This window comes from Veillonella sp. LMAG:90 (assembly GCF_008679445.1).
Taxonomy (GTDB): Bacteria; Bacillota; Negativicutes; order Veillonellales; family Veillonellaceae; genus Veillonella_A.
In genome coordinates this window covers 2,295,185-2,318,422 of record NZ_NAND01000001.1, presented here as the reverse complement: position 1 = coordinate 2,318,422, position 23,238 = coordinate 2,295,185, and the positions used below count along the sequence as shown (strand labels likewise).

The window sequence follows — 23,238 nt, the reverse complement described above, 5'->3', positions numbered from 1 at the left end:
TCCATGAAAGGAGTTTTTTATGAAACCTGTATTTACTGAAAACGCCCCTAAAGCTTTGGGCCCTTACTCTCAAGCTATTAAAGCCAACGGTCTCGTATTCATTTCCGGTCAAGGTGGTATCAATCCTGAAACCGGTAAATTGGTTGAAGGCGGCGTTGAAGCTGAAACTTTACAAGCTATGAAAAATATCGAAGCTATTTTGAAAGAAGCAGGCACTGATTTCTCCAAAGTCGTTAAAACGACATGCTTCTTGGCTGATATTAACGATTTTGCTAAATTTAACGCTATTTATGCTGAATATTTCACTAGCAAACCAGCTCGCAGCTGCGTTGCCGTTAAAGAACTACCGGCTAACTTCTCCGTAGAAGTTGAAGTAATTGCTGTGGCTGAATAATCTACTTTAACCCTTAACAAAAAACTCCGGTACATGCGGTGATGCGTGTATCGGAGTTTTTTTATGTCCATGTTAGTTAGCACTGCGCGTATTAAGTTTTGCGCGGAGTTTTTGGCAAAATAACCTTGCTACGGCTGAGGCTTTGGATTTAACCATTCGCTCCAACTGAGTTCAAAGCCTGTCTGATAATTTTGCTGTACATAGCGATAGAACTTGTTAATCATAACCGCTTTTTCCTCGTAATAGGGAGCCTTCCAAGTATCTTTATCGGATGTAGCCGCCACATTATTGCCACCAATCAACTGCTGGCGCGCTAAAATATCGGCTAACGGTATATCCGGGTTTTTCATAATGTCATACATAGCCATAAAGGCAGTGGTACGGCCTTTGCCGGCCTCGCAGTGGAAGTGGAGCCATGCGTTCTTTGGTAGTGTTTTGTAAAAAGCAATAAAACGATCGATGGAGGCTTCATCCGGCCAGGTGTGATCGGTAGCGGTAAAGCGCACATAGCGTAAGCCCAATTCTTTGGCTATTGTTTCCTCGGTTTTGGCTGATGTAACTGTAAGCGTCTGTTCGTTAATGGCGTTTTTATTCGCATCTAAAAAAGCGATAGGAAGGGCCGTATTTACCAATTTATTGGCGTAGTCCCGCTCTTCATTGATGATAGTTTGATAGGATTTGCCCACATTGCCCCAGTTGCGTTTGCCATAGTGACTCACAGGAATTCCGTTTACAAAAAGGTGAGTTTCTTGGCGTAAGTCCACTACATAAATCGGACCGTCGGTCTTGGTGCGCAAGGTATTGGCGATTTGTGCCAATTGCTCCGCCGATGGCTGAGAACTGCCGGAGATATTTAAGGTATCCAAGCCCTTGCGGGTAGGTAAATTGGGATCTGTTTTAAAACGGTCGCGAGACGTGCGAAAAGCCGGAGGTAAAGTAGCCGTATTTTCGTTATCTTCGCGCCACATATACGCCGTATAAGGGTTAATCAAACGTTTATCGGCATATAACTGATTGGGATTTATCGCCGCTTGAGTCTGCTTGGCGACGGCTTTGGAAGTTTTTTGGTGTTCATTTTTACTCTCTAAGAGCGTTTCCTGTGTCGGCAATTGCAGGCGCGGGATGGCTTCTTTTGGCAAAACAGCTTCGCTCGCAAAAGCGGTGCCGTATAGCGTGGTGCCGATGATAGTCATCATGGCGGCGCGTTGCCAAATGGAGTTTGATTTTGATCTCATAAGAATACTCTTTCTATATCATTTGAAAATATGCTTGTAATACCCTGAAAACTTATATGGGGTTTCTTAAGTATAACATATTTGGGAGGAATAGCGTATGTTGCGTTGAAGAATACGGCGATAAGGGAATAAAGCAAAAAAGCCTGCAAATCCTAGAATCCACAGGCTTTTTTGTTGTGTGTTGTGTGTTTGTGTGTTGTGTGTTTGTGTGTTGTGTGTTTGTGTGTTTGTGTGTTGTGTGTTTGTGTGTTGTGTGTTGAGAGTTTATTTAGTTGTGTTGGTTTTTACGTGTGTGTTTGAGAAAGCTTAAAAAGGAGATATTTCTTAGAAATTGACATCCGTGTAGGAAGTCGGGGTTGCATGTTCGTACTGACGGTTGTTGTCGTACTTTTTCATATGCTTTTTGTCATTATGATGCGGGCCTTCATGATGTTTTTGACCATCCATCATAGGAGGCTGTCCCATAGGAGGCATATCCTGCGGACCACCTTGACCGCCCATCATAGGAGGCTGTCCCATAGGAGGCATACCCTGCGGACCACCTTGGCCACCCATCATAGGAGGTTGCCCCATAGGAGGCTGACCTTGACGACCATCCCGGTCATGCATCATAGGAGGTTGTCCCATAGGAGGCTGATCTTGACGACCATCCCGGTCATGCATCATAGGAGGTTGTCCCATAGGAGGCTGACCTTGACGACCATTTTGGTCATTCATCATAGGAGGTTGGCCCATAGGAGGTTGACCTTGATGACCATCCCGGTCATGCATCATAGGAGGTTGACCCATAGGCGGCTGACCTTGACGACCATTTTGGTCATTCATCATAGGAGGTTGGCTGTGGCGTTCCATGCGTTGACCTTGCTCGGAACCCTGTTCATTAGCTTGCGGTTGCATTCTGTTGTCGCCATTTGGCTGATACTGGCGTTCCTGACCACGATGGGATTGGCGGTCGTAGGCATTTGGCATTTGACCGGCATTGGTGCGATTAGCGCCGTAGTTAGCTTCCGGCATCAAGAAGATAGCGGTATTAGCTTCTACCTGGTTACGAGCCATGGAACGGGCGCGTAACATTCTGTCATAAATGGTAGGGCTATTGGAACCGTCATCTTGTACGGTTGCCGTTTGAGGGCCCTCTATACCGGCACTAGCGGTTGTTACGTGAGTTGTGGTTGCTTGTTGTGTTGCAGCCGGCTCAGCAGCTATTGAGGTACCCCAAAGGGTGCCGCCTAGAACACCTAGCAAAGCAACCTTTCTCAATAAATTCTGAGTCGATTTTTTCATACTAAGACTCCTTTGCTATATTAACGAGAGATAGTGTAGCAGAACTTTTTGTAACTCAATCATGGAATAACGAAATCTTTTTAGTAACGTTACCAATTTCGTCTTCATCTAATTTTGGAAACTCGGATTGGAGTTTTAGTTTTCTGCTATGGGTATAGCATACAGGGGAATTATGAAATTTGTATGTAAAATTCGTGAAATTACAGTGAAATTTGGATGTATAGGAAATGAATAAGAATATAAGATGTTATTTATATATATAAGGAAAAATTTTTCCGTATAACAGTAGGAAGTTTTTATTTAATAAACCTAAAAACCATGATACAATAGATACGGTTCAAATTTGGTGACCTGTTGGAACCCCATAATCGGATAAAATTACAATAATGGTTATGCGCGGTAATAAGTCGTGAGTTAAGCTTAAGGAGGTAGGTTATGACGGATGCAGAATATATGCAGGAAGCTTTACAAGAAGCAAAAAAAGCCTATGACCTTGGCGAGATTCCCATCGGTGCCGTTATTGTCCAGGATGGCGAGATTATTTCGCGTCATCATAATCGCCGTGAATTAGATCACGATGCAACGGCTCATGCGGAGATTTTAGTCATTCGCGAAGCTTGTGAAATACTTGACCGTTGGCGGTTGACCGGTTGCACGCTTTATGTTACTATAGAACCGTGTCCGATGTGCGCCGGAGCCATTATTAACAGCCGGATTGACCGTGTTGTATATGGCAGTAGCGATTACAAAGGAGGCGCTGTAGAGTCTTTATTTAATGTACTGACCCATCCGGGCTTGAATCACGAGCCTGAGATTTTAAGCGGGGTTATGGCTGACGAATGCAGTCAGATAATGAAGGACTTTTTTAAAGAGCGTCGTAAAAACAAGGAGAAGTACCCAAGAGGCTGAAGGGACCGCACTCGAAATGCGGCAGACCGGCAACGGTGCGAGGGTTCAAATCCCTCCTTCTCCGCCATTAGTTTTGATAACATAATGATTGATATAAATAATTAAACTCTGCAGAATGGATATGTGCCATGAGCAGAGTTTTTTTGTTGTAAAAAGGTTTTAGAATACTTCGTATAGAATAATAATAGCAAAAGCATATTTATTCTTTAAGTGAGATATCGGGAGGCATATACATGAACGATAAGTGGCTTGATTTTGCAATTCGAATCCAGAGTATAGCGCAGGCGGGGCTGGAATACGGTAAAGACAAATACGATTTGGAGCGCTACCAAGAGCTTCGTCAAATTGCAGCTGAAATGGTGGCAGTCAAAACGGATATTCCTGTGGGCAAGGTATATGATATCTTTTGCAATGAAGAAGGGTACCAGACGCCGAAGATTGATACCAGAGCGGCTGTGTTCGTTGATGGCAAGATTCTCCTCGTTCGTGAAAACACCGGTAAGTGGTCACTCCCGGGCGGTTGGTGTGATGTAGATCAAACGATTGCCTCCAATACGGAAAAAGAAGTGAAAGAAGAATCCGGCTATGACGTAAAAGCTAAACGCCTCATTGCAATTCAGGATTGGCGCAAGCACAATGTAACGAATTTAATTTATGGTGTTTTCAAAGTGTTCGTTATGTGTGAATTCGAAGGCGGTCATTTTGAAGAGAACATTGAAACAACGGCAACGGGATTTTTCAGTAAAGACGAAATTCCGGATAATATGGCTGTTGAAAAGTGCTCTAAGGAACAGGTTTTGATGTGCTTTGAAGCCTATGAAAATCCTAATTTGCCGGCTATGTTTGAATAATCGAGAGCCGGCTAATAAAAGCTATTAGTGAAAATAAAACCTCTACGTGAACGGTTATTATCGTGCGTAGAGGTTTTGTGCATTATGACGGACAGTTAAAAAGGGGGCATATAATCGCTGATGGTGTATAATCAAAAAAAAGACAATTGAACAGGGCGATAGGGGGCTTTCTTTTGTGTACATGCGAAAAAATTAATAAAAGTATTGAGAGCTGTGGCGGCTGCAGATAAAATATGCTTTTAAATTCATGTTTTACTGCAGTCGTTTTTTCAAACAAATTATCTTTAAAAAGAGGAGTTCATACTTTACGTATTGAATATTATTAATTAAGAGATATATTTCGAGAAAGGAGGCACGTGATGATAACGTATCTATTCATCGGCGGCATTGTATTGCTGGGAATCGAGGCTGTTGTGCCGGGTACTTGTATATTCGGCGTGAGCGGTATGGTTCTCTTGTTGGCCGCTCTTTATTTTTACTTGGGCGCCGGTGCTATGGCGTCGATTGTAGTTGCGATTGTATCGGTTATTGCGCTCATTGTCGGTATTTGGTTAGTCAAAAAAGCACCGCATACTTGGATAGGTAGACGTTTGACGTTAACGCTGGAGTCTACGAAGGACCGCGGTTATAGCGGTAATGATGAGCGAACCGATTTATTGGGCCGCGAAGGGATTGCCCAGTCTGTTTTACGGCCGGCGGGGCGCGTTATTTTTGACGATACACCGGTTGATGTAGTAACGGACGGAGAATTCTATGAACCGGGCACTAAAGTAGTGGTTGTTGCCGTTACCGGTGGCCGTGTTGTAGTTAGAAAAGTAGAGTCTGAATAAGCGTTACAAAATATAATCCATTAAGTTCTTGGTGTCCGTAAATGGCGGACTTGTCATATATTTTTTCATAAGTGAAGAGGAGGCTCTATGGAAGCGTTAGTTAATTTTAGTTTTATGTTTATTGTTGTTTCCGTCGTCATAGTCGCAGCCCTGTTTTTCCACTTTGTACCGTTAGGACTGTGGATTTCCGCCTTGGCGGCCGGGGTAAATGTAGGTATTTTTACTTTGATCGGGATGCGCTTACGTCGTGTATCGCCGTCGAAGATTGTTTTGCCATTGGTAAAAGCCAATAAAGCGGGTCTTTCGGTTAATGTTAACCAACTGGAAGCGCATTATTTAGCCGGCGGTGATGTAGACCGCGTTGTTGATGCTTTAATCGCGGCTGAACGGGCGTCTATTCCGTTGACCTTTGAACGTGCTGCCGCCATTGACTTGGCCGGTCGTGATGTGCTTGAGGCAGTTCAAATGAGTGTTAACCCTAAAGTTATTGAAACACCGACGATTTCCGCCGTTGCTAAAAACGGTATCGAACTTAAAGTTCGCGCCCGTGTAACGGTGCGTGCCAATATTGATCGCTTGGTCGGCGGTGCCGGTGAAGCGACGATTATTGCCCGTGTCGGCGAAGGTATCGTAACGACTGTAGGTTCTTCGGAAGAACATACGGATGTGCTTGAAAATCCGGATCATATTTCCCGTACCGTATTGAATAAGGGGCTTGATGCGGGTTCTGCGTTTGAAATCTTGTCCATCGATATTGCCGACGTTGATGTAGGACGTAATATCGGGGCTCAGCTCATGACGGATCAGGCGGAAGCGGATAAGAATATCGCTCAGGCGAAAGCGGAAGAACGTCGTGCCATGGCTGTTGCGAAAGAACAGGAAATGAGAGCCTACACGCAGGAAATGCAGGCGAAAGTTGTGGAAGCGCAAGCCGAAGTACCGCAGGCTTTATCGCAAGCATTGCGTGATGGTCATATGGGTGTTATGGATTATTACAATATGAACAATATTATGGCAGATACCAAAATGCGTGAGACTATCGCTGAAGGGGAAACCACCGAACTGACAACTCAGCCAAATCCGCGCAATAAATAGCGGAGGTAAGCTATGGATTTGGGTTTATTAGTCGTATTGATTATATTGGGGAATGTTATTTTGAGTACCCGTAAAAAGAAGCGTAATCCTCAAGATGGTAATCCTAATGAAGACAATACGAATGTAGAAAATAGGACTGATTACGATTGGTCGAATCCGGGTGAGCAGAACCGTCCGGGACCGCGGTCACAGCAACCGACGAATCCTATGCCGCCAAGTGAAGGGCAGCGTAATCGTACAACGGGAGGCATGGGGCCTGCCGGCAATACGCAAACCGGTAATGCCAATACGCGCGGTCGTAGTGAAGAGGCTATGACCTGGGAAGAGATGGAACGCCATTACGGCATTAAAATGGAACGTAAGGCGCCACCAACGCCACGGCCGACCACCATCTCTAACGAAGCACCGCGTCCTCAAGAAGCGGCGTTGCCACGTGAAGCATCACTGCCGCAAGAAGCTTCGAGACCGGAATCTGTGCCTGTGCCGAACGATGTAAGACGGGAAGAACCGGTTATCGTAGTGGCCAGACAGCGCGTAGAGCCAACTGTAGAACCGGCGCGACGAGATTCGACGCGTCAACAAACGACGACAACGGTAGCTACACGTCAAACATCGACTCGTCAGGTGCCAAAGACGGCTACGATTTCACCGAATCGGACGACCATACCATCGGCACAACCGGCTAAAACGGTGCCGGCACCGAATGTATGGCAACCGACTGCGTCTATGACGGGGCGCCATGTTTTTCACGGTGGCAATCATCGCCTGCCGCCGGGGGGCTTAAAAGCGGGGATTATGTGGTCTATGATTTTACAACCGCCTAGAGCTAAACAGGGAGGCTATCATAGGTAATAAAAGCTGACAATTGCCATGCGGCCGATTGTTACAGATGTGACAATTTTACAAATGTGACAATTGTCACAACACCCTTGTTACAATAGATTTATACTGATTATTGGTTTGATTTGTATGCGTATTGATTAACGTTATCAAATTAAATAGAGACATATTTCGGCCCTCGAGTCGTGTTCAATATTGACGCGGTTCGGGGGACGTGTTACGATTGAAATAGTTGTATTTGAAGTTGATATAAGTATGTCATTATAAAGAAATGAGAGGGATACAGATGACATTTTTAACAGAAGAGGTGAAAGCACGCCTCATCAAAGATTTACCGAAGTTTGCTAAAGTAAGCGAACAATTCTTCAACAAAGAAATTTCAGTTAACGATTACAAAGGCTTGTCCGGCCCGTTCGGTACCTATGCAGAACGCGGCGCTAATACGGGCATGTTCCGTTTGCGTTTACCCGGGGGACGTATTACGCAAAAGCAACTTGCCTTCTTAGCTGATTTATTCACACGCAATGATTTGCCGCATTTGCATTTCACAACCGGTCAATCTATTCAGATTCACAGCCTTCAGGGTCCACAAATTATTGAAATGTTCAAAGAATGCCATGCACAGGGTATTTATTCCCGTGGTGGCGGTGGTGACCATCCGCGTAATATTGCGGCCAGTCCGTTGCGTGGCGTAACACCGGGCGAACCATTTGACATTACACCATATGTACAAGTGGCCAGCGAATATATTTTGACGTTAATTCCTGACTTTAAAATGCCGCGTAAACTTAAAATTGCGTTCACTAACGGTCTTGAAAATGCAACACATGTAACTTTTAAAGACTTAGGTTTCTGGGCACAAGCTGACGGTACCTTTACCGTATATGCAGCGGGCGGTCTCGGCGGCAATCCGCGTAAAGGCATTTTATTGGCTGAAAAAGTAGATCCGTCCGAAATGTTATACTATATCAAAGCCATGGTTCGTACGTTTATTGAAAATGCGGATTATAAGACTCGCAGCAAAAACCGTACTCGTTACATGGTTGCTGAAATGGGCGAAGATAAATTCCGTGAAACATTCAACAAATTCTTGTTGTTCACCAAACGCGTAGAAGATTTGGATTACACTTTACCTGATACTACGATTACTAAAACCGGCAATGGTAAATTGACTCAAGAAGAATTGGCGAAAGCTAACGGTTTAATCGGTGAACAGGTTCAAGACGGTTTATACTATGTATACTATCATCCGGTAGGAGGCCATGCGCAGCCGGTAGTGGCTCGCGACGTATTCCAATACGTCGGTTCCTTGGAAGGTACCGAAGCTCGTATGACCGGTGAAGAAGGTACTTACTTCATTAACTTGACCGCTGACGAAGCTCGTAAAGTATATGATTTAATCAAAGACGACAGCTCTACTTCCAACTTTTCCGCCAGCGTATGCTGCGTAGGCGCTTCTAAATGTCAGGTAGGTTTCCAGAACTCTCAGGCTGCTTACAAAGACATTTTGGCTCACTTAAAAGCGGAAGGTATTGATGACAGCTTATTGCCAAAAATCCACATTTCCGGTTGCCCATCTTCTTGCGGTACTCATCAAATCGGCACATTAGGTTTACACGGTTTCGTAAAACAAGTTGACGGCAAACCACAACCGGCCTTCAACTTATTTAAAGGCGGCAGCGATGAATTGGGCGTTGTAACGTTCGGCGAACCTTTGGGCGCCATTACAACAGCTGATTTACCGGCTTTCTTTGCTGAATTGGCACAGACTTTAAATGATGCCGGCGTGGCCTACGATATTTGGATTCAGGACCATGAAGCCGATTTCGAAGCGTTGGCTAAAAAATATATCTAATAAGGCGTAGTTTATTTAGGGCTTTAGGGAAGCTTATAGCTTTAAATGACACCTGAATAACTGCATAATGAAAGCCCTCTCACGACCGGTGAGAGGGCTTTTTGCATGCCTGGTTTAGGCTGACTCTAAGAGGGAAAGCTGCGGGCAAGCAAAACGCCTTCACGGTATGCAAAGGCGTTTTTTGAGTTATTTTATTGAGTTTTCAATTCTTCCAAAAATTCAGCAATGCGTTTTAACGCTTCCTTAATATTCGCTAAGGAATTGGCATAGGCTACACGCACGAAGCCTTCGCCGCAATCACCGAAGGCGTTGCCCGGTACGACGGCTACGTGTTTGGCGTAAAGCAATTTTTCACAGAATGTTTCCGAATCGAGACCGGTGGAGCGGATGTCCGGGAATACGTAGAAGGCGCCTTCCGGTTCGAAGCAAGTGAGGCCCAACTGGTTAAAGGTTTTAACCAAAAGGCGACGACGAATATCGTATTGATCGCGCATGTATTCAATATCTTTATCCCCGTGTTTCAACGCTTCAATGGCAGCATATTGAGCAACCGATGGGGCACTCATAATGCCATATTGATGAAGTTTCGTCATTTGCGTGATAATTTCTTTTGGACCGAGGGCCATGCCGAGACGCCATCCCGTCATAGCGAAGGCTTTGGAGAAGCCGTTAATGACGATGGTTCGTTCTTTCATGCCCGGAACTGATGCGATGGTTACATGTTGTTCGGAACCGTAGGTCAATTCGCTGTAGAGTTCATCGGAAATAACGAGCAAGTCATGTTCTTCGATGACTTTGGCGATTTCCTCTAAGTGCTCGCGGCGCATAATCGCACCGGTTGGATTATTAGGAAATGGCAAAACGAGCAATTTGGTTTTAGGTGTAATGTGGGAGCGAATATCTTCGGCCGTAAGACGGAAGTTATTTTCCGCTTTGGTTTCCACCGGTACGGACACACCTTTGGCTACTTCCGTAAGCGGCGTGTAGCAAACAAAGCTAGGCACCGGAATGAGTACTTCGTCACCTTCGTTAATGAGGGCACGAAGAGCTAAATCGATAGCTTCAGAACCACCAACAGTGACCAGAATATCGGTAGCGGGATCATACGTTACATCGTATTTACGAGTGAACCAACGGCTGATTTCTTCGCGTAAGTCCGCAAAACCGCGATTTGGTGAGTACCAGGTCTTACCTTTTTCTAAGGTATCGATACCGGTTTCACGAATATGCCATGGCGTGGTGAAATCCGGTTCGCCGATGCTGAGGGAAATAACATCATCAATTTCGCTGGCAATGTCGAAGAAACGGCGAATACCGGACGGTTTTACATTGGACAGCTCACGATTTAAAAATTTATCATAATTAATCATAGAACACATTACTCCTTGTTTCTTTTTGTTCTTCGTCATGGTAGATTACATTGCGGTCTTTGTAGCGGCTCAAGATAAAGTGCGTACCCGTGCCTTGGACACCTTCCAAAGTGGAAAGACGACGTGCAACAAAGAGGGCGATATCGCGCATGCTTTGGCCCTGAATGATAACGGTCAAATCATAACCGCCGGACATGAGATAGACACCTTCCACCTCTTCGAATTGCATGATGCGATGCGCGAGTTTATCGAAGCCTTGATCAGGTTCCGGTGTAACTTTAAGTTGAATGAGGGCGGTTGCCTTATTGGCATCGATGGCTTCCCAGTCAATTACGGCTTGATAGCCTTTGATAATGCCTTCCGCTTCCAGCACGGCGATACGTTCAGATACCTCAGCTTCGGCTACACCTAACATGGCCGCCAATTGGTCATGGGTTAATTTCGCGTCTGTCGCCAAAAGGTCGAGCAGCTTTTTGTCAGTAGCAGTTACAGTAAAATTACTCATAATTAATATCTCCTTTCAAGGTCGGAATCGAAGCATCCGAGGTATCAGACAAAAAGTATATGTTCTGTTTATAATAGCGTCTTTGTCTGAGAATTTAGCGATTTTATCTGACGAGAGTATGGCTGTCAGACGATTTCGTATACAATTTATTGTACCACTCTTTAGTGTTGAATTAAATAGAAAATTCAACATAGATGCGTTTTAAGTATAAAATAAATGAGTTATAATCAATAAAAAGCCTCCCTTGCAACTGGCAGGGGAGGCTTAATTTCTATCAATGTTTCTATCAACGTATCAAAGCATATGTTTTATTTAGTTACTACTTTAAGTTCTACAGGGATCTTGCTTTCCACTGTTTCACCTTTGATAACTTTGGAAGCAGTATCTACAGCAATTTTACCCATCAATTCAGGTTGTTGCGCGATAGTAGCCGCTAAAGTGCCGTCTTGAACAGCTTTTTCAGCATCGGCAGTACCGTCAAAACCTACGATGAAAACTTGTTTGCCTGCCGATTTAGCAGCTTGGATGGCACCAAGAGCCATTTCGTCGTTGTGAGCAAAAATAGCTTTTACATCAGGGTTAGCTTGAAGAATGTTAGTGGAAACGTTTAAGCCTTTAGTGCGGTCAAAATCAGCACTCTGTTTAGCTACTACGTCTAAGGATTTGTCGGCAACATTATGGAAGCCTTGACCACGTTCGCGAGTTGCGGAAGCGCCCGGGATACCTTCGATTTCAGCAACTTTAGTGCCATTGCCGAGTTTATCAACGATTAATTGAGCTGCCATTTCGCCGCCTTTAACGTTATCGGAAGCGATGTGAGCTACTACTTTACCTTTGTCGGTAGAGCGGTCAACAGTGATAACCGGAATGTTTTTAGCGTTGGCTGCTTCAACGGAAGTAGCAATAGCAGCGGAGTCAACCGGGTTAACGATCAATACGGATACGCCGCTTTCTAATAAATCGGCAATGTCATTAGCCTGTTTAGCAGGGTCGTTTTGAGCGTCAACGATTTTAACTTTAAGGCCTAATTCTTTAGCCTGTTTTTCAACACCGTCTTTTAAAGATACGAAGAACGGATTGTTTAAGGTAGATACGGAGAAACCGATAGTACCTTGTTTTTTATCGCCACCACCATTGTTGGAAGAGCCGCAACCGGCTACGAGACCGATAACTAAGATTACGGCAGCGATGACTGTTAATAATTTTTTCATTCCTAACCTCCTACGCTTTTTTGCGGTCCCCGAGGACTGCAAGTAGAATTACAATACCTTTGACGATTTGTTGATAGAAACTGGAAACGTCGAGAATATTTAAACCATTGTTGAGGGTACCGATGATGAGGGCACCGATTAAGGTACCTACAATGTGACCGCGACCGCCGGCAAGACTGGTACCGCCCAATACTACAGCGGCGATGGCGTCAAGTTCATAGCCCATACCGGCTGTCGGCTGCGCCGAATTGAGGCGGGATGTAATGATGGCGCCTGCAATGGCACTGAGCATACCGGTTAAGGCGTAAGCGAAGATTTTAACGCGGTTAATTTTGATACCGGCAATATAACTTACCTTTTCACTGCCGCCGACAGCATAGGTCTGACGGCCAAGGGATGTTTTTTGCAAAACAAACCATAAAATAAGGAAGGATACAAACATGGTAATAGCCGGTACGGGCAGACCTGCGATATCGCCCTGGCCGAAGCCGTGGAACAAAGGATCACTGGTCAAACCGCTGATAGGGTTGCCGTCCGTAAAAACTAAGGTGGCCCCGCGATAAATCGTCATGGTTGCCAAGGTGGCGATAAACGGTGCCACTTTACCGTAGGCAATGACGATACCGTTGATACCGCCGAGGATAATGCCCACGCCGGCGGAGGCGAGAATGGCCACTTCCGGATTCATGCCGCCAACGATGAAGTTGGCCATGATGGCACTGGATAAAGCGAGGATGGAGCCTACGGATAAGTCGATACCGCTCGTCAAAATAACGAAGGTCATACCGAAGGCGATGATAGCATTAATGGATACTTGGCGTAATAAGTTGCGCAAGTTGGAGAATTCCAAGAAGCTGTCGTTCATAAAGGCGATGATAATAAATAAGGCAATCAGGCCGATGAGAGGGCCTAATTTTTTGAGTGTTTCCGTAATATTCTGGTTCATTATTGTCCTCCTGTTGCTAGGTTCATGATGGCTTCCGGTGAAGCGTCGTTGTGGTTTAGTATACCTGCAACGGCTCCTTCGTGAATGACCATGACCCGATCACTCATCCCGATAACTTCAGGGAGTTCCGAGGAGACCATAATGATGGAAACTCCTTGGCTCGTTAATTCATTCATTAAATCGTAAATATCGCGTTTGGCACCAATGTCGATACCGCGGGTCGGTTCGTCCATGATGATAATGGATGGGGATAAACCAATCCATTTGGCGATAACTACTTTTTGCTGATTACCACCGGATAACGAGGAGGCCGGTAAGTGAACCGATTGAGTTTTGACGCCTAAGCGTTTGGATAAGTTGTCCGCAAAATCCACCAGTTTATTGCTGTTGAGCACATGGTTTGGACATACTTGACCGAGATTAGGCAAGGTAATATTTTTGCCGATGGAAAAGTCAAGAATCAGACCTTCCCCTTTGCGGTCTTCCGTGATGAAGGCAATACCGGCTTTAATCGCATCTTCCGGTTTTTTGAAATGAAGATGTTTACCATTTAGTATAATTTCGCCGCCATCGTGTTTGTCGATGCCGAAGATGGCGCGCATGATTTCGGTGCGTCCTGCCCCCATGAGGCCGGCTACGCCCAATATTTCGCCTTTACGTAAATCAAAGGAAATGGTGCTGTTGAAATCTTTCGGTTTTAAGCCGTTAACGGTGAGTACCACGTCGCCCGGTGCCGTGGTTCTATCGGGATAAAATTCATCGATGGAACGACCTACCATGTGATGCACAACTTCATCAACCGTTGTTTCTTGAACCGGTTTGGTGCTGATGGTGTGGCCATCGCGCATAACGGTAATAACATCACATTCACTGAATACTTCTTCCATCCGGTGGGAGATGTATACGATGGCTACGCCTTGGGCTTTTAATTGGCGCATCATGCGGAACAAGGTTTCCGTTTCGCGTTCGGTGAGAGCGGCCGACGGTTCATCCATGATAACGACCTTGGCATCGAGCATGAGTACACGCAAAATTTCGGTCATCTGTTGTTGACCGACTGAGCATTGCCCCGCTTCTTTCGTGAGGGGCAATTCGATATTTAATTCCCTGCATTTGGCCTGTGCTTCGGCGAGCATAGCTTTTCTATCCAACATGCCGATGCCGTTTCGTTTCGGTTGCATGAGGTAGAGGTTTTCCAACAGGCTGAGGTTCGGCCAAATATTTAATTCCTGATGGATAAAGGCAATCCCGTTTTTCTCTGCTTCGCGCGGATTGGCGAAGGTCGTGGCGACGCCATCGACTGTAATAACGCCGGCATCCGCTTTATGTAAGCCTGTAAGAATGTTCATCAAGGTAGATTTACCCGCCCCGTTTTCCCCCATGAGGGCGTGAACTTCGCCGGCTTTTAGGGTGATGGCCACGTCCTTAAGAACTTGGTTGGTTCCAAAGGCTTTGGCAATCCCTGTCATTTTGATTTCCATTGAAAACTCCTAATCGTTTATTTTTCGTCGTTAAAAATGCAATCCGCCTGTAATATTACATTGGCATACGGTGTGGTTTCACCGGTGCGAATAATGCATTTACACTGTTTCGTTGCTTCTTTAAAGGCTTCGTGGTCGGTTCTGACCCATTCGTAGCGATCTTGCGGATATAATTCCTGAAGAACGGCATAGTTATGGGGATTCATTTCTTCCATAGGGGAGGCAATATGAATTGATTCGGCCTGCATATTGGCTTTTAAGACACGCACTACCGCTTCAAAACTTGGGGTTCCGAAGGTGAGGGCTAAGTCAATTTTCTGCACACCGGCCGGTACGGGTAAACCGCAATCACCGATGCAAATTGTATCGGTATGACCTAAATCGGCTAATACTTTAGCAATGTGACTGTTTAAGATTCCACCTTTTTGCATGATTAACTCCTTTTGGCTAAGAAGGCGGCTACTTCATCGGCCGTAGGCATACCTTCTTGAGCACCTAGTTTTAAAATGGAAAGAGCCGCTGCGGCATTACCGTATTGAAGGGCTTCATCCATGGATTTATTATTGGCGATGGCTGTGGCGAAGGCTCCGTTAAAAGTATCGCCGGCACCGGTTGTATCTACCGGTGTTACGGTAAAACCGGGTACGGTGTGAACCTTCCCGTCCTTGGCATAAGCCACGCCTTGCTTCCCGAGAGTTACGATAATCTTTCCTTCATTGGCAAGCATGGTGTCTTCCGTTGCCTGTCCCGGATATAGTGCAGCTAATTCGTGTTCATTAGGTGTAATATATGTGGCTGCTTCGAGCCAAGCACTGTCTAAATCGGCAGCCGGAGCGGGGTTTAAGAGCACTTTGATGCCGTTTTTGGCGCATTTTTCCGTAATATAGCCAATTGTCGATAAAGGAATTTCGTTTTGTACGAGGACTAAATCAGCTGTTTTGATGGCGTCCCACGCATTATCGACGACTTTCGAATCGACTTTAGCATTGGCGCCGGCAATAACGATAATGCTGTTATCGCCTTCCGCTAAGGTAATGTGCGCTGTACCGCTGTTTTCACCTTCTATAACGGTAAGGTAGTCGGTGTTTATGTTATATTTGTGGAGATTGTCTAATACCATGCGGCCATAAGCATCATCGCCGATGCATCCGACCATGGTAACATGAGCCCCCAACTTGGCGGAGGCTACTGCTTGGTTAGCCCCTTTGCCGCCCGGCGAAATATTAAGTCCCAAGCCCATGATTGTCTCACCGGCTGCGGGACGTTTATCGGCCATGACGGTAATATCCATGTTACAACTGCCGATAACTACAATGTTATTCATTGTAACCTCCTTAGTATTTAATAGCGATTCCTCTAGTATACACTAAATTTCGTTAATTTAACAGATAGTAAAAGTCTTAATTTAGTATATACTAAATAATCGTATTTGCCTACTGCTAAAACACAAAAAATAGGAGCAGTTGATTGATGGCGGGACAAAATGTAACCATATAGTGTAGCTTAATTAATTTTAAAATGATGATTATTTTTCTAAAATTGTGTAAAGCGGCGATTAAGTTTTTTACTCTTTTAAAATAACTGTAAATCTATAAAATTAGGCTTATGTCACTATTTTTGATATAATATAATAGAAAATGCTACGTAATGAATTTAAAGAGGAAGGGCTGACGTCATTATGAGTGAAAATGAACAGGTGCGAATTGGTGAGGCGAATTCGGCTGATTCGGTAAAAGAGCCTCATTTGATGACTCTGGAAGCAGCAATCGGGGCACGGCGCAGTATTCGCCGTTATGAATCAGTTCCCATACCACGAGCTCAGATTGAGCATATGATTGACATGGCTAAAATGTCGCCGTCACCTAAAAATCGCCAAGCTTGGCGCGTACGCATATTGGAGGGGGCTTCAAAAGATGGCTTTGTTGAAATGGGATATGCTTGTTTACAACGGCTTAAAGAAGCGGGGCAACGTTTTGGTAGTTTGGAAATCAGTTTGCATGCTATGAAAACGGCGGGTGCCGTACTTATCATTTATAATCCGTTTGACGATGATATCGATTATGAACGAATCTGGGCAAAAAGTGACTTACAGGCCTTGGGAGCGTTTATCAATACAATTCTCTTAATGGCGACCGAATACGGTTTAGGTTCTTTGTGGATTAATGATATTTACTTTATTCAGGAAGAAGCGAAAGCATGGCTTAATTTAAGTCATGAAATTGCAGCGGTTGTAACGATTGGCGTGCCGGCTGAGCATCCATTTGCGAGACCGCGTAAATCCGTGGCGGAAATTGTAGATTAAGAGTATATAGTTATATTGTGTAATGTAAAGGAGACTATCAATGAGTGAATTACCTAATTGCCCAAAATGCGGCGAATCGTATACCTATGAGGATGGCCATCTTTATGTATGTCCTATGTGTGCTCACGAATGGTCGGCCGCCGATGCTGAAACCGCCGAAGGTGGTTTAGTTGTGCGTGATGCCAACGGCAATCTCTTGCAGGACGGCGATTCCGTAACTATTATTAAAGACCTTAAAGTAAAAGGGGCTTCCGTATTAAAACAGGGGACCCGTGTTAAAAATATTCGCCTCGTTGACGGCGATCACAACATCGATTGTAAAATCGACGGCTTCGGCGCCATGGCTTTGAAGTCGGAGTTTGTGAAAAAACTGTAAGCGAATTCGGTTTAAAAGCGGAAGTGATTTCGAAGCAAAATTGATTTCGGTGTGTAAAGACGATTGACGCCGATTAAAGAGAATATTGATTGCACTAAAAAGGACAGGTTCGTCGTGAACCTGTCCTTTTGCTATAAGCCCTAAGGCTTATGGAATTATATGTTTATTATAAGCTGAACGTTTTGATTTCAGTTTCGTTAATGGAAGCTACGATATCATCAGCTAATTTTGCAAATAATTTTAATTGATCTTGATGTAAAGCGCCGCGAATATCGAGTGGCGTACCAACAATTTCCATGTCCTTGATTTCATTGGTGAAGTATTCCACCATGCGTTTCATAGCGGCGGAAGCCCAAGAATGGTTGCCTACAATGGACACCTTATGGTTATGGAAGTTGAGCGCTTTCAATTCATATAAAAGGTTTTCCATGGTAAGATATAAGGCTAAGTTATAAGTAGGAGCCATACAAACAAGATGGCTATATTTCCAAGCATCCGCGATGATATAAGACGGATTGGTCTTCGATACGTCGTAGATTTTAATATCCGTAATGCCGCGGAAGGATAACAAGCGAGCTAATTGCTGTGCCATATCGGCAGTGTTGCCGTACATGGACCCGAAAGCGATAACTACGCCTTTCTTTTCGGCGGAGTAGGTGCTCCAATGCATGTATTTTTCAATCATGTACTGGATGCTTTCCGGTGTACGCCAGATTGGACCGTGAAGCGGTGCAATCATTTTAATGCCCAACGGAAGGACTTTTTTGATGGCATTTTGTACCTGAACGCCGTATTTACCAACGATATTGGTGTAGTAACGACGAGCTTCGTCTTCGTAAACGCGTTCGAAATCGAGCTGATCGGCGAAGATGTTGCCGTTGATGGTACCGAAGGTACCGAACGCATCGGCGGAGAAGAGGATGCCGTTGCTGGATTCAAACGTACAAGTTACTTCAGGCCAGTGAACCATCGGCATGGTATAGGAATGTAAGGTGTGTTTACCTAAGCAAATGCTGTCGCCCTCTTTAACTTCATAATAGTTTTCAGGGTGTGGACGGCCGTAGAATTGTTCGAACAAGCGGAATGTAGTGCGGTTACCTACGAGTTTAACATTCGGATAACGTTCAATGAGCTCAACCAAGGTAGAGCAGTGATCCGGTTCCATATGGTTAACGACTACATAATCGAGCTCGCGACCACGTAATAAAAATTCCACATTGTCAAAAAATTCCTGACGAATGCTGTCATCAACGGAGTCTACGATACAAGTTTTTTCATCATCGATAAAATATGAGTTATAGCTTACGCCCAACGGAATGGGAAATAAATTTTCAAAGCGTTCCGTATCCCAGTCGTTGCTGCCTATCCAATAGATATTATCTGTTAATTTCTGTGCGCATTGCATGTGCTTACATCCTTTCACTTAAGAATAACAAGAGCTGGTTATGTCTCTAAACTTATTCACCATCTTTTATGATACAAGAAATCAGGTAGATATGCAACTTATACCGATGAAAAAAACGACATTTGTCATGCCGTTTTTTTCTTTTTGTATGCATTTTTTGAAATAATAGGTTGTGTGAAACAGCTTATTTGCAAAACTAATAAATTAGCCGGTTAAACCGGTCAGTTAAACCGGCTAACTAAATCAATCAGTTACATCAGTCGTAAATATGAGTATTATTTGAAGTATGCTACGCCGGAAGCAAATACAGGCATACCCTGTTTGCCCGGTACGTTTTTGGAAATGCCGTGGCCCGTACGTTCAATGTGGCCCATTTTACCGAATACGCGGCCGTCAGGGCTGAAGAGACCTTCGATGGCGGCAACGGATTGGTTTGGATTGTAGCGGGCGTCGTAAGAGGCGATGCCGTCTAAATCAACATACTGCGTAGCAATTTGGCCTTTGCGGTTGAATTCAACGACTTGGGCCGGGGACGCAATGAAGCGACCTTCGCCGTGAGAAATCGGAATTGTGTAGATTTCTCCGGCTTTGCAGAGGCTCATCCAAGGTGATTTCGTGGAAATTACTTTGGTGCGAACCATACCGGAAAGGTGACGGCCAATAGTGTTGTACGTCAAAGTAGGGCTGTCTGCCGTCATAGGGGCGATTTCGCCATATGGCAAGAGGCCTAATTTAATCAACGCTTGGAAACCGTTACAAATGCCGAGAGCCAGACCGTCGCGGTTGTGCAATAAATTGTGTAAGGATTCGCTGAGGTACGGATTGCGGAACAAGGTAGCCATGAACTTACCGGAACCGTCCGGTTCGTCACCGGCACTGAAACCACCCGGGAAGAAGACAATTTGAGCTTCGTCCAATTTGCGTTTCATTTCCTGAATGGATTCTTCCAATTCCGCTACGGTGCGGTTGCGGATAATAACGATGTCCGCTTCACCGCCGGCCCGTTCAAAGGCTAGGGCCGAATCGTACTCACAGTTCGTACCCGGGAATACCGGAATAACGACACGCGGTTTGGCAATAGCAGGCGCCTGACGCGGTTTCGCTTTTTGATCGTGAATATAAGCAACGGCTTCGCCTTGACCGGATTTTGCCGTCAATGGGAAGATCGGTGCCAACGTGCTTTCATAGGCTGCTTCGAGGTCGGCTAAGGCAAGTTCCGTGCCGGCCACTTTAATGGCAGGTTCTTTAGTGAGGGTACCGAGTACTGTTACATACTCTTCCTTAGCCCATGCAGCAGCTGTAGCTTCGTCGGTTTCGATAATCCAAGAACCGCTGTGCGGAGCGAATAACAAGTCTTTTACGTCATCGTTAAGTTCTACGCCGATGCGGTCGCCAAGAGCCATTTTAGTGATGGCGGCAGCAATACCGCCTGCTTCTACTACATAAGCAGCTGCCACTTTGCCGGCACGCGCTTCTTTCGTGATGCGGTCGGCTTGAGCTTTGAATACATCAAAGTCAGGCGTGTCGTCCTCTTTGCGTGGGAAGTCCACATGTAATACTTTGTGACCGGCTTCTTTGAAGTGCGGTGTCAAAATATTATCTACATGAGCCGTTGTAACGGCAAAGGCTACGAGGGTAGGCGGTACGGTTAAGTCCATAAAAGTACCGGACATGGAGTCTTTACCGCCGATGGCGCCGATGCCCAATTCTTTTTGAGCTTTATAAGCACCGAGTAAAGCGGCTACCGGTTTACCCCAAGCTGTTTCATCCTGATTTAAACGTTCGAAATACTCTTGTAAGGTTAAGTACGCCGTACTGCGGTCACCGCCGAGGGCTACGATTTTGGCAACGGCCAACAGAATAGCCTGCTGCGCACCGTGGAACGGACTCCATTCGGATAAGAACGGATCGAAACCGTGGGTCATGAGGCTGGCTGTCGTTGTTTCAGCATGAAGTACCGGCAATTTAGCGGCCATACCTTGTACCGGGGTTTTCTGATAGAGACCGCTGAACGGCATGAGAACGGTACCGGCACCGATGGTGCTGTCGAAACGTTCGCCCAGACCTTGCTGGGACGTTACGGCTAAGTCTTTCATGGTGTCGAGCCAATGGGCTTTAAGATCCGTTACGGCCGGTGTGTTGTAATAGCCGGCAACCGGAGAAGCCACATGGGCTTTTTGATGCTGTTCAGCACCGTTAGTATATAAGAAATCGCGGGAGATGTCGACAATGTTCACGCCCTGCCAAGTCATAGTGAGGCGGTTGCTGTCGGTTACATCCGCTACGATGGTAGCTTCGAGGTTTTCTTCGTCGCAGTATTTCTGGAAAGCGTCCCAGTCTTTTTTGGCAATGACGCAAGCCATACGTTCCTGTGATTCGGAAATGGCAAGTTCCGTGCCATCCAGGCCTTCGTATTTCTTAGGCACAGTATCGAGGTTGATTAAAAGACCGTCAGTTAATTCACCGATGGCTACAGATACACCGCCGGCACCGAAGTCGTTACAACGTTTAATCAATGTGGTAACTTCCGGACGACGGAATAAACGCTGGATTTTACGTTCCGTAAGGGGATTACCTTTCTGTATTTCCGCACCGCAAGAAGCGAGGGAGGATAAATCGTGTTCTTTGGAGGAGCCGGTAGCACCGCCGCAGCCGTCACGACCGGTTTGACCGCCGAGCAGGACAACGATGTCACCCGGTACCGGTTCTTCACGACGTACGTTAGTGCGAGGGGCGGCCCCGATAACGGCGCCGATTTCCATGCGTTTAGCTACATAGCTCGGATGATAGTATTCACGAACTTCGCCGGTGGCAAGACCGATTTGGTTACCGTAAGAGCTGTAACCGCGAGCGGCGCCGGTCGTAATCTGTACCTGCGGTAATTTACCTTCCAAGGTTTCATCAAGCAGAGTAAGCGGATTGCCGGAACCGGTAACGCGCATAGCCTGATATACATAGGCTCGACCGCTCAACGGGTCGCGGATACAACCGCCGAGACAAGTGGCAGCACCGCCGTAAGGTTCGATTTCCGTCGGATGATTGTGCGTTTCGTTTTTGAATAATAAGAGCCATTCTTCGGTTTTACCGTTCACATCAACGGGTACAACGATGGTACAGGCATTGATTTCTTCGGATTCGTCGATTTCTTTGAGACCGCCTTGCGCACGCAACTCTTTAACGGCTAAGGTGGCCATATCCATCAAGGTGCGGGCTTTTTTACGGCTCGTGTAGAGAACCCCGCGACCGGCCATGTATTCGTCCAAAGCGGCGCGAATCGGTGCTGTTGCCGGGGTGTCATCAATGGTAATATTTGTAAGTTCCGTCATAAACGTGGTGTGACGGCAGTGGTCGGACCAATAGGTGTCGAGCACGCGAATTTCCGTAATGGTCGGATTACGTTTTTCCGTATTGGCGAAGTAATCTTGGATGAGTGCCAAGTCGGCATCGCTCATGGCCAGGCCCAATTCCTGACGAAGTGCTTTTAAAGCCGTTTCATCGGCGGTGATAAAGTTTTCAAGACTTTCAACCGGCTTTGGCGGCTGCACATCGAGGGCTAAAGATGTTGGGAGTTCGAGCGATGCTTCGCGGGAATCGACGGGATTAATATAATAATGTTTTATACGTGCCAAATCATCAGCGCTGAGATCGCCTTCCAAGGCAAACACGCGAGCCGTGCGCACGGTGGCACCCGATTTGAGAGTTAACATGGCAAGACACTGTTCGGCCGAATCGGCTCGTTGGTCATATTGCCCCGGCACGTATTCGGTGGCAATAATATGTGTATTTTCGGTTTGTGGGAGGGTGTCAAAAAGCTCATCTACCGGTGGTTCGGAGAAAATAAGCTGTTTGGCCTTGGCTAAATCTTCGTCAGATACGCCTTCAATGTCATAGCGTTCGTAAATAGTGACAGCTTTGACAGGAATATTCAGTTCCGTACGAATAGTTTGATACATGGAAGTAGCTTCGTGAGCAAAGCCTTCGCGTTTGCGGACGAAAATGCGATGAATTGACATAATAAGCCTCCTCTTAACATTGTCATTGGTGTACTGGCTATTGTGCAGTTGTTTAATTATAGATATAATATACCTATATTGACAATTCTAGTATATACGGTTTAGACTTATTAGTAAAGAAAAAATTGATTAGGAGGAGTTAGCAATTTCTTTCTTGTAATTATATTGACTTATTAATAGATGAGCGATTAACAAGTATGTTAAAAATACTGTTATATAGTTTTGAAATTACTATTACACGTTACGTGGTTATGGTATTATAATAATAGTTAAGACTTATTAATAAGGTATTAATTGTAAGAGACTAAGCAGTTTGAACAATAAGTTGGGGTTTGA

The 23,238-nt window shown here is 45.4% G+C and carries 20 protein-coding genes and 1 tRNA gene; 10 read left to right on the top strand and 11 right to left on the bottom strand.

The features are described 5' to 3' along the window. Nucleotides 1–19: 19 nt before the first annotated feature. Nucleotides 20–394 (top strand): RidA family protein, encoded by a 375-nt coding sequence (locus tag CCC71_RS10275; protein ID WP_021840176.1) that lies wholly within the window; start codon nucleotides 20–22, stop codon nucleotides 392–394. Nucleotides 395–522: 128 nt separating this feature from the next. Here CCC71_RS10275 and CCC71_RS10270 read toward each other — a convergent pair whose 3' ends face one another. Both CCC71_RS10270 and CCC71_RS10265 read right to left on the bottom strand, forming a co-directional pair. Next, the gene (locus tag CCC71_RS10270) at nucleotides 523–1,629 is read right to left on the bottom strand and encodes a phosphatase domain-containing putative toxin (RefSeq protein ID WP_296333566.1); all 1,107 of its coding nucleotides are present in this window, start codon (nucleotides 1,627–1,629) and stop codon (nucleotides 523–525) included. Between the two features lie 324 nt (nucleotides 1,630–1,953). Further along, the gene (locus CCC71_RS10265) at nucleotides 1,954–2,913 is read right to left on the bottom strand and encodes a hypothetical protein (protein ID WP_156704546.1); all 960 of its coding nucleotides are present in this window, start codon (nucleotides 2,911–2,913) and stop codon (nucleotides 1,954–1,956) included. 435 nt (nucleotides 2,914–3,348) lie between these two features. Here CCC71_RS10265 and tadA point away from each other — a divergent pair, with 435 nt between their 5' ends. The 7 genes from tadA (at nucleotide 3,349) to CCC71_RS10230 (ending at nucleotide 9,293) form a co-directional block, all read left to right on the top strand. Next, a complete protein-coding gene (gene tadA, locus CCC71_RS10260; RefSeq protein WP_226974150.1) occupies nucleotides 3,349–3,822 on the top strand; it encodes a tRNA adenosine(34) deaminase TadA in 474 nt (157 codons plus the stop codon). Further along, nucleotides 3,801–3,889 (top strand) — tRNA-Ser (locus CCC71_RS10255). Before tadA ends, CCC71_RS10255 begins: the two co-directional genes overlap by 22 nt. A gap of 166 nt (nucleotides 3,890–4,055) precedes the next feature. Further along, on the top strand, nucleotides 4,056–4,673 hold the full coding sequence (locus tag CCC71_RS10250) for an NUDIX hydrolase N-terminal domain-containing protein (RefSeq protein ID WP_021841922.1): 618 nt from the start codon (nucleotides 4,056–4,058) through the stop codon (nucleotides 4,671–4,673). Between the two features lie 359 nt (nucleotides 4,674–5,032). Further along, complete coding sequence (locus CCC71_RS10245; RefSeq protein ID WP_021841921.1) at nucleotides 5,033–5,503, top strand: NfeD family protein; 471 nt, start codon at nucleotides 5,033–5,035, stop codon at nucleotides 5,501–5,503. Nucleotides 5,504–5,617: 114 nt separating this feature from the next. Further along, nucleotides 5,618–6,598, top strand: coding sequence for a flotillin-like protein FloA (floA, locus tag CCC71_RS10240; RefSeq protein ID WP_206512531.1), 981 nt, complete (start codon nucleotides 5,618–5,620; stop codon nucleotides 6,596–6,598). A 12-nt stretch (nucleotides 6,599–6,610) separates the two neighbouring features. Beyond that, the gene (locus CCC71_RS10235) at nucleotides 6,611–7,450 is read left to right on the top strand and encodes a hypothetical protein (RefSeq protein WP_021841919.1); all 840 of its coding nucleotides are present in this window, start codon (nucleotides 6,611–6,613) and stop codon (nucleotides 7,448–7,450) included. Nucleotides 7,451–7,724: 274 nt separating this feature from the next. Beyond that, nucleotides 7,725–9,293 (top strand): nitrite/sulfite reductase, encoded by a 1,569-nt coding sequence (locus CCC71_RS10230; RefSeq protein ID WP_021841918.1) that lies wholly within the window; start codon nucleotides 7,725–7,727, stop codon nucleotides 9,291–9,293. 191 nt (nucleotides 9,294–9,484) lie between these two features. On the opposite strand, the gene CCC71_RS10225 is transcribed toward CCC71_RS10230, so the two are convergent. From CCC71_RS10225 to rbsK, 7 genes are all read right to left on the bottom strand, one after another. After that, nucleotides 9,485–10,663 (bottom strand): aminotransferase class I/II-fold pyridoxal phosphate-dependent enzyme, encoded by a 1,179-nt coding sequence (locus tag CCC71_RS10225; protein WP_156704537.1) that lies wholly within the window; start codon nucleotides 10,661–10,663, stop codon nucleotides 9,485–9,487. Beyond that, entirely contained in the window at nucleotides 10,656–11,168 is a 513-nt protein-coding gene (locus tag CCC71_RS10220) for an Lrp/AsnC family transcriptional regulator (protein WP_021841916.1), read from the bottom strand. The genes CCC71_RS10225 and CCC71_RS10220 overlap by 8 nt, the downstream gene beginning before the upstream one ends. Nucleotides 11,169–11,476: 308 nt before the next feature. Next, the gene (gene rbsB, locus CCC71_RS10215) at nucleotides 11,477–12,379 is read right to left on the bottom strand and encodes a ribose ABC transporter substrate-binding protein RbsB (RefSeq protein ID WP_021841915.1); all 903 of its coding nucleotides are present in this window, start codon (nucleotides 12,377–12,379) and stop codon (nucleotides 11,477–11,479) included. A 10-nt stretch (nucleotides 12,380–12,389) separates the two neighbouring features. Beyond that, the gene (locus tag CCC71_RS10210; protein ID WP_021841914.1) at nucleotides 12,390–13,325 is read right to left on the bottom strand and encodes an ABC transporter permease subunit; all 936 of its coding nucleotides are present in this window, start codon (nucleotides 13,323–13,325) and stop codon (nucleotides 12,390–12,392) included. Then, complete coding sequence (locus tag CCC71_RS10205; RefSeq protein ID WP_296333564.1) at nucleotides 13,325–14,806, bottom strand: sugar ABC transporter ATP-binding protein; 1,482 nt, start codon at nucleotides 14,804–14,806, stop codon at nucleotides 13,325–13,327. Before CCC71_RS10205 ends, CCC71_RS10210 begins: the two co-directional genes overlap by 1 nt. A gap of 17 nt (nucleotides 14,807–14,823) precedes the next feature. Then, the gene (gene rbsD, locus CCC71_RS10200; RefSeq protein ID WP_021841912.1) at nucleotides 14,824–15,237 is read right to left on the bottom strand and encodes a D-ribose pyranase; all 414 of its coding nucleotides are present in this window, start codon (nucleotides 15,235–15,237) and stop codon (nucleotides 14,824–14,826) included. A gap of 2 nt (nucleotides 15,238–15,239) precedes the next feature. Next, entirely contained in the window at nucleotides 15,240–16,130 is an 891-nt protein-coding gene (rbsK, locus tag CCC71_RS10195) for a ribokinase (RefSeq protein WP_021841911.1), read from the bottom strand. Between the two features lie 354 nt (nucleotides 16,131–16,484). On the opposite strand from rbsK, the gene CCC71_RS10190 reads away from it, so the two are divergent. Continuing rightward, complete coding sequence (locus CCC71_RS10190) at nucleotides 16,485–17,108, top strand: nitroreductase family protein (protein ID WP_021841910.1); 624 nt, start codon at nucleotides 16,485–16,487, stop codon at nucleotides 17,106–17,108. A 40-nt stretch (nucleotides 17,109–17,148) separates the two neighbouring features. Then, nucleotides 17,149–17,484, top strand: a complete 336-nt coding sequence (locus CCC71_RS10185) for a zinc ribbon domain-containing protein YjdM (protein ID WP_021841909.1) — start codon at nucleotides 17,149–17,151, stop codon at nucleotides 17,482–17,484. A 166-nt stretch (nucleotides 17,485–17,650) separates the two neighbouring features. On the opposite strand, the gene CCC71_RS10180 is transcribed toward CCC71_RS10185, so the two are convergent. After that, nucleotides 17,651–18,889 (bottom strand): FprA family A-type flavoprotein, encoded by a 1,239-nt coding sequence (locus tag CCC71_RS10180; protein ID WP_021841908.1) that lies wholly within the window; start codon nucleotides 18,887–18,889, stop codon nucleotides 17,651–17,653. 275 nt (nucleotides 18,890–19,164) lie between these two features. Continuing rightward, nucleotides 19,165–22,902 (bottom strand): phosphoribosylformylglycinamidine synthase, encoded by a 3,738-nt coding sequence (locus tag CCC71_RS10175; RefSeq protein ID WP_296333561.1) that lies wholly within the window; start codon nucleotides 22,900–22,902, stop codon nucleotides 19,165–19,167. Between the last annotated feature and the right edge of the window lie 336 nt (nucleotides 22,903–23,238).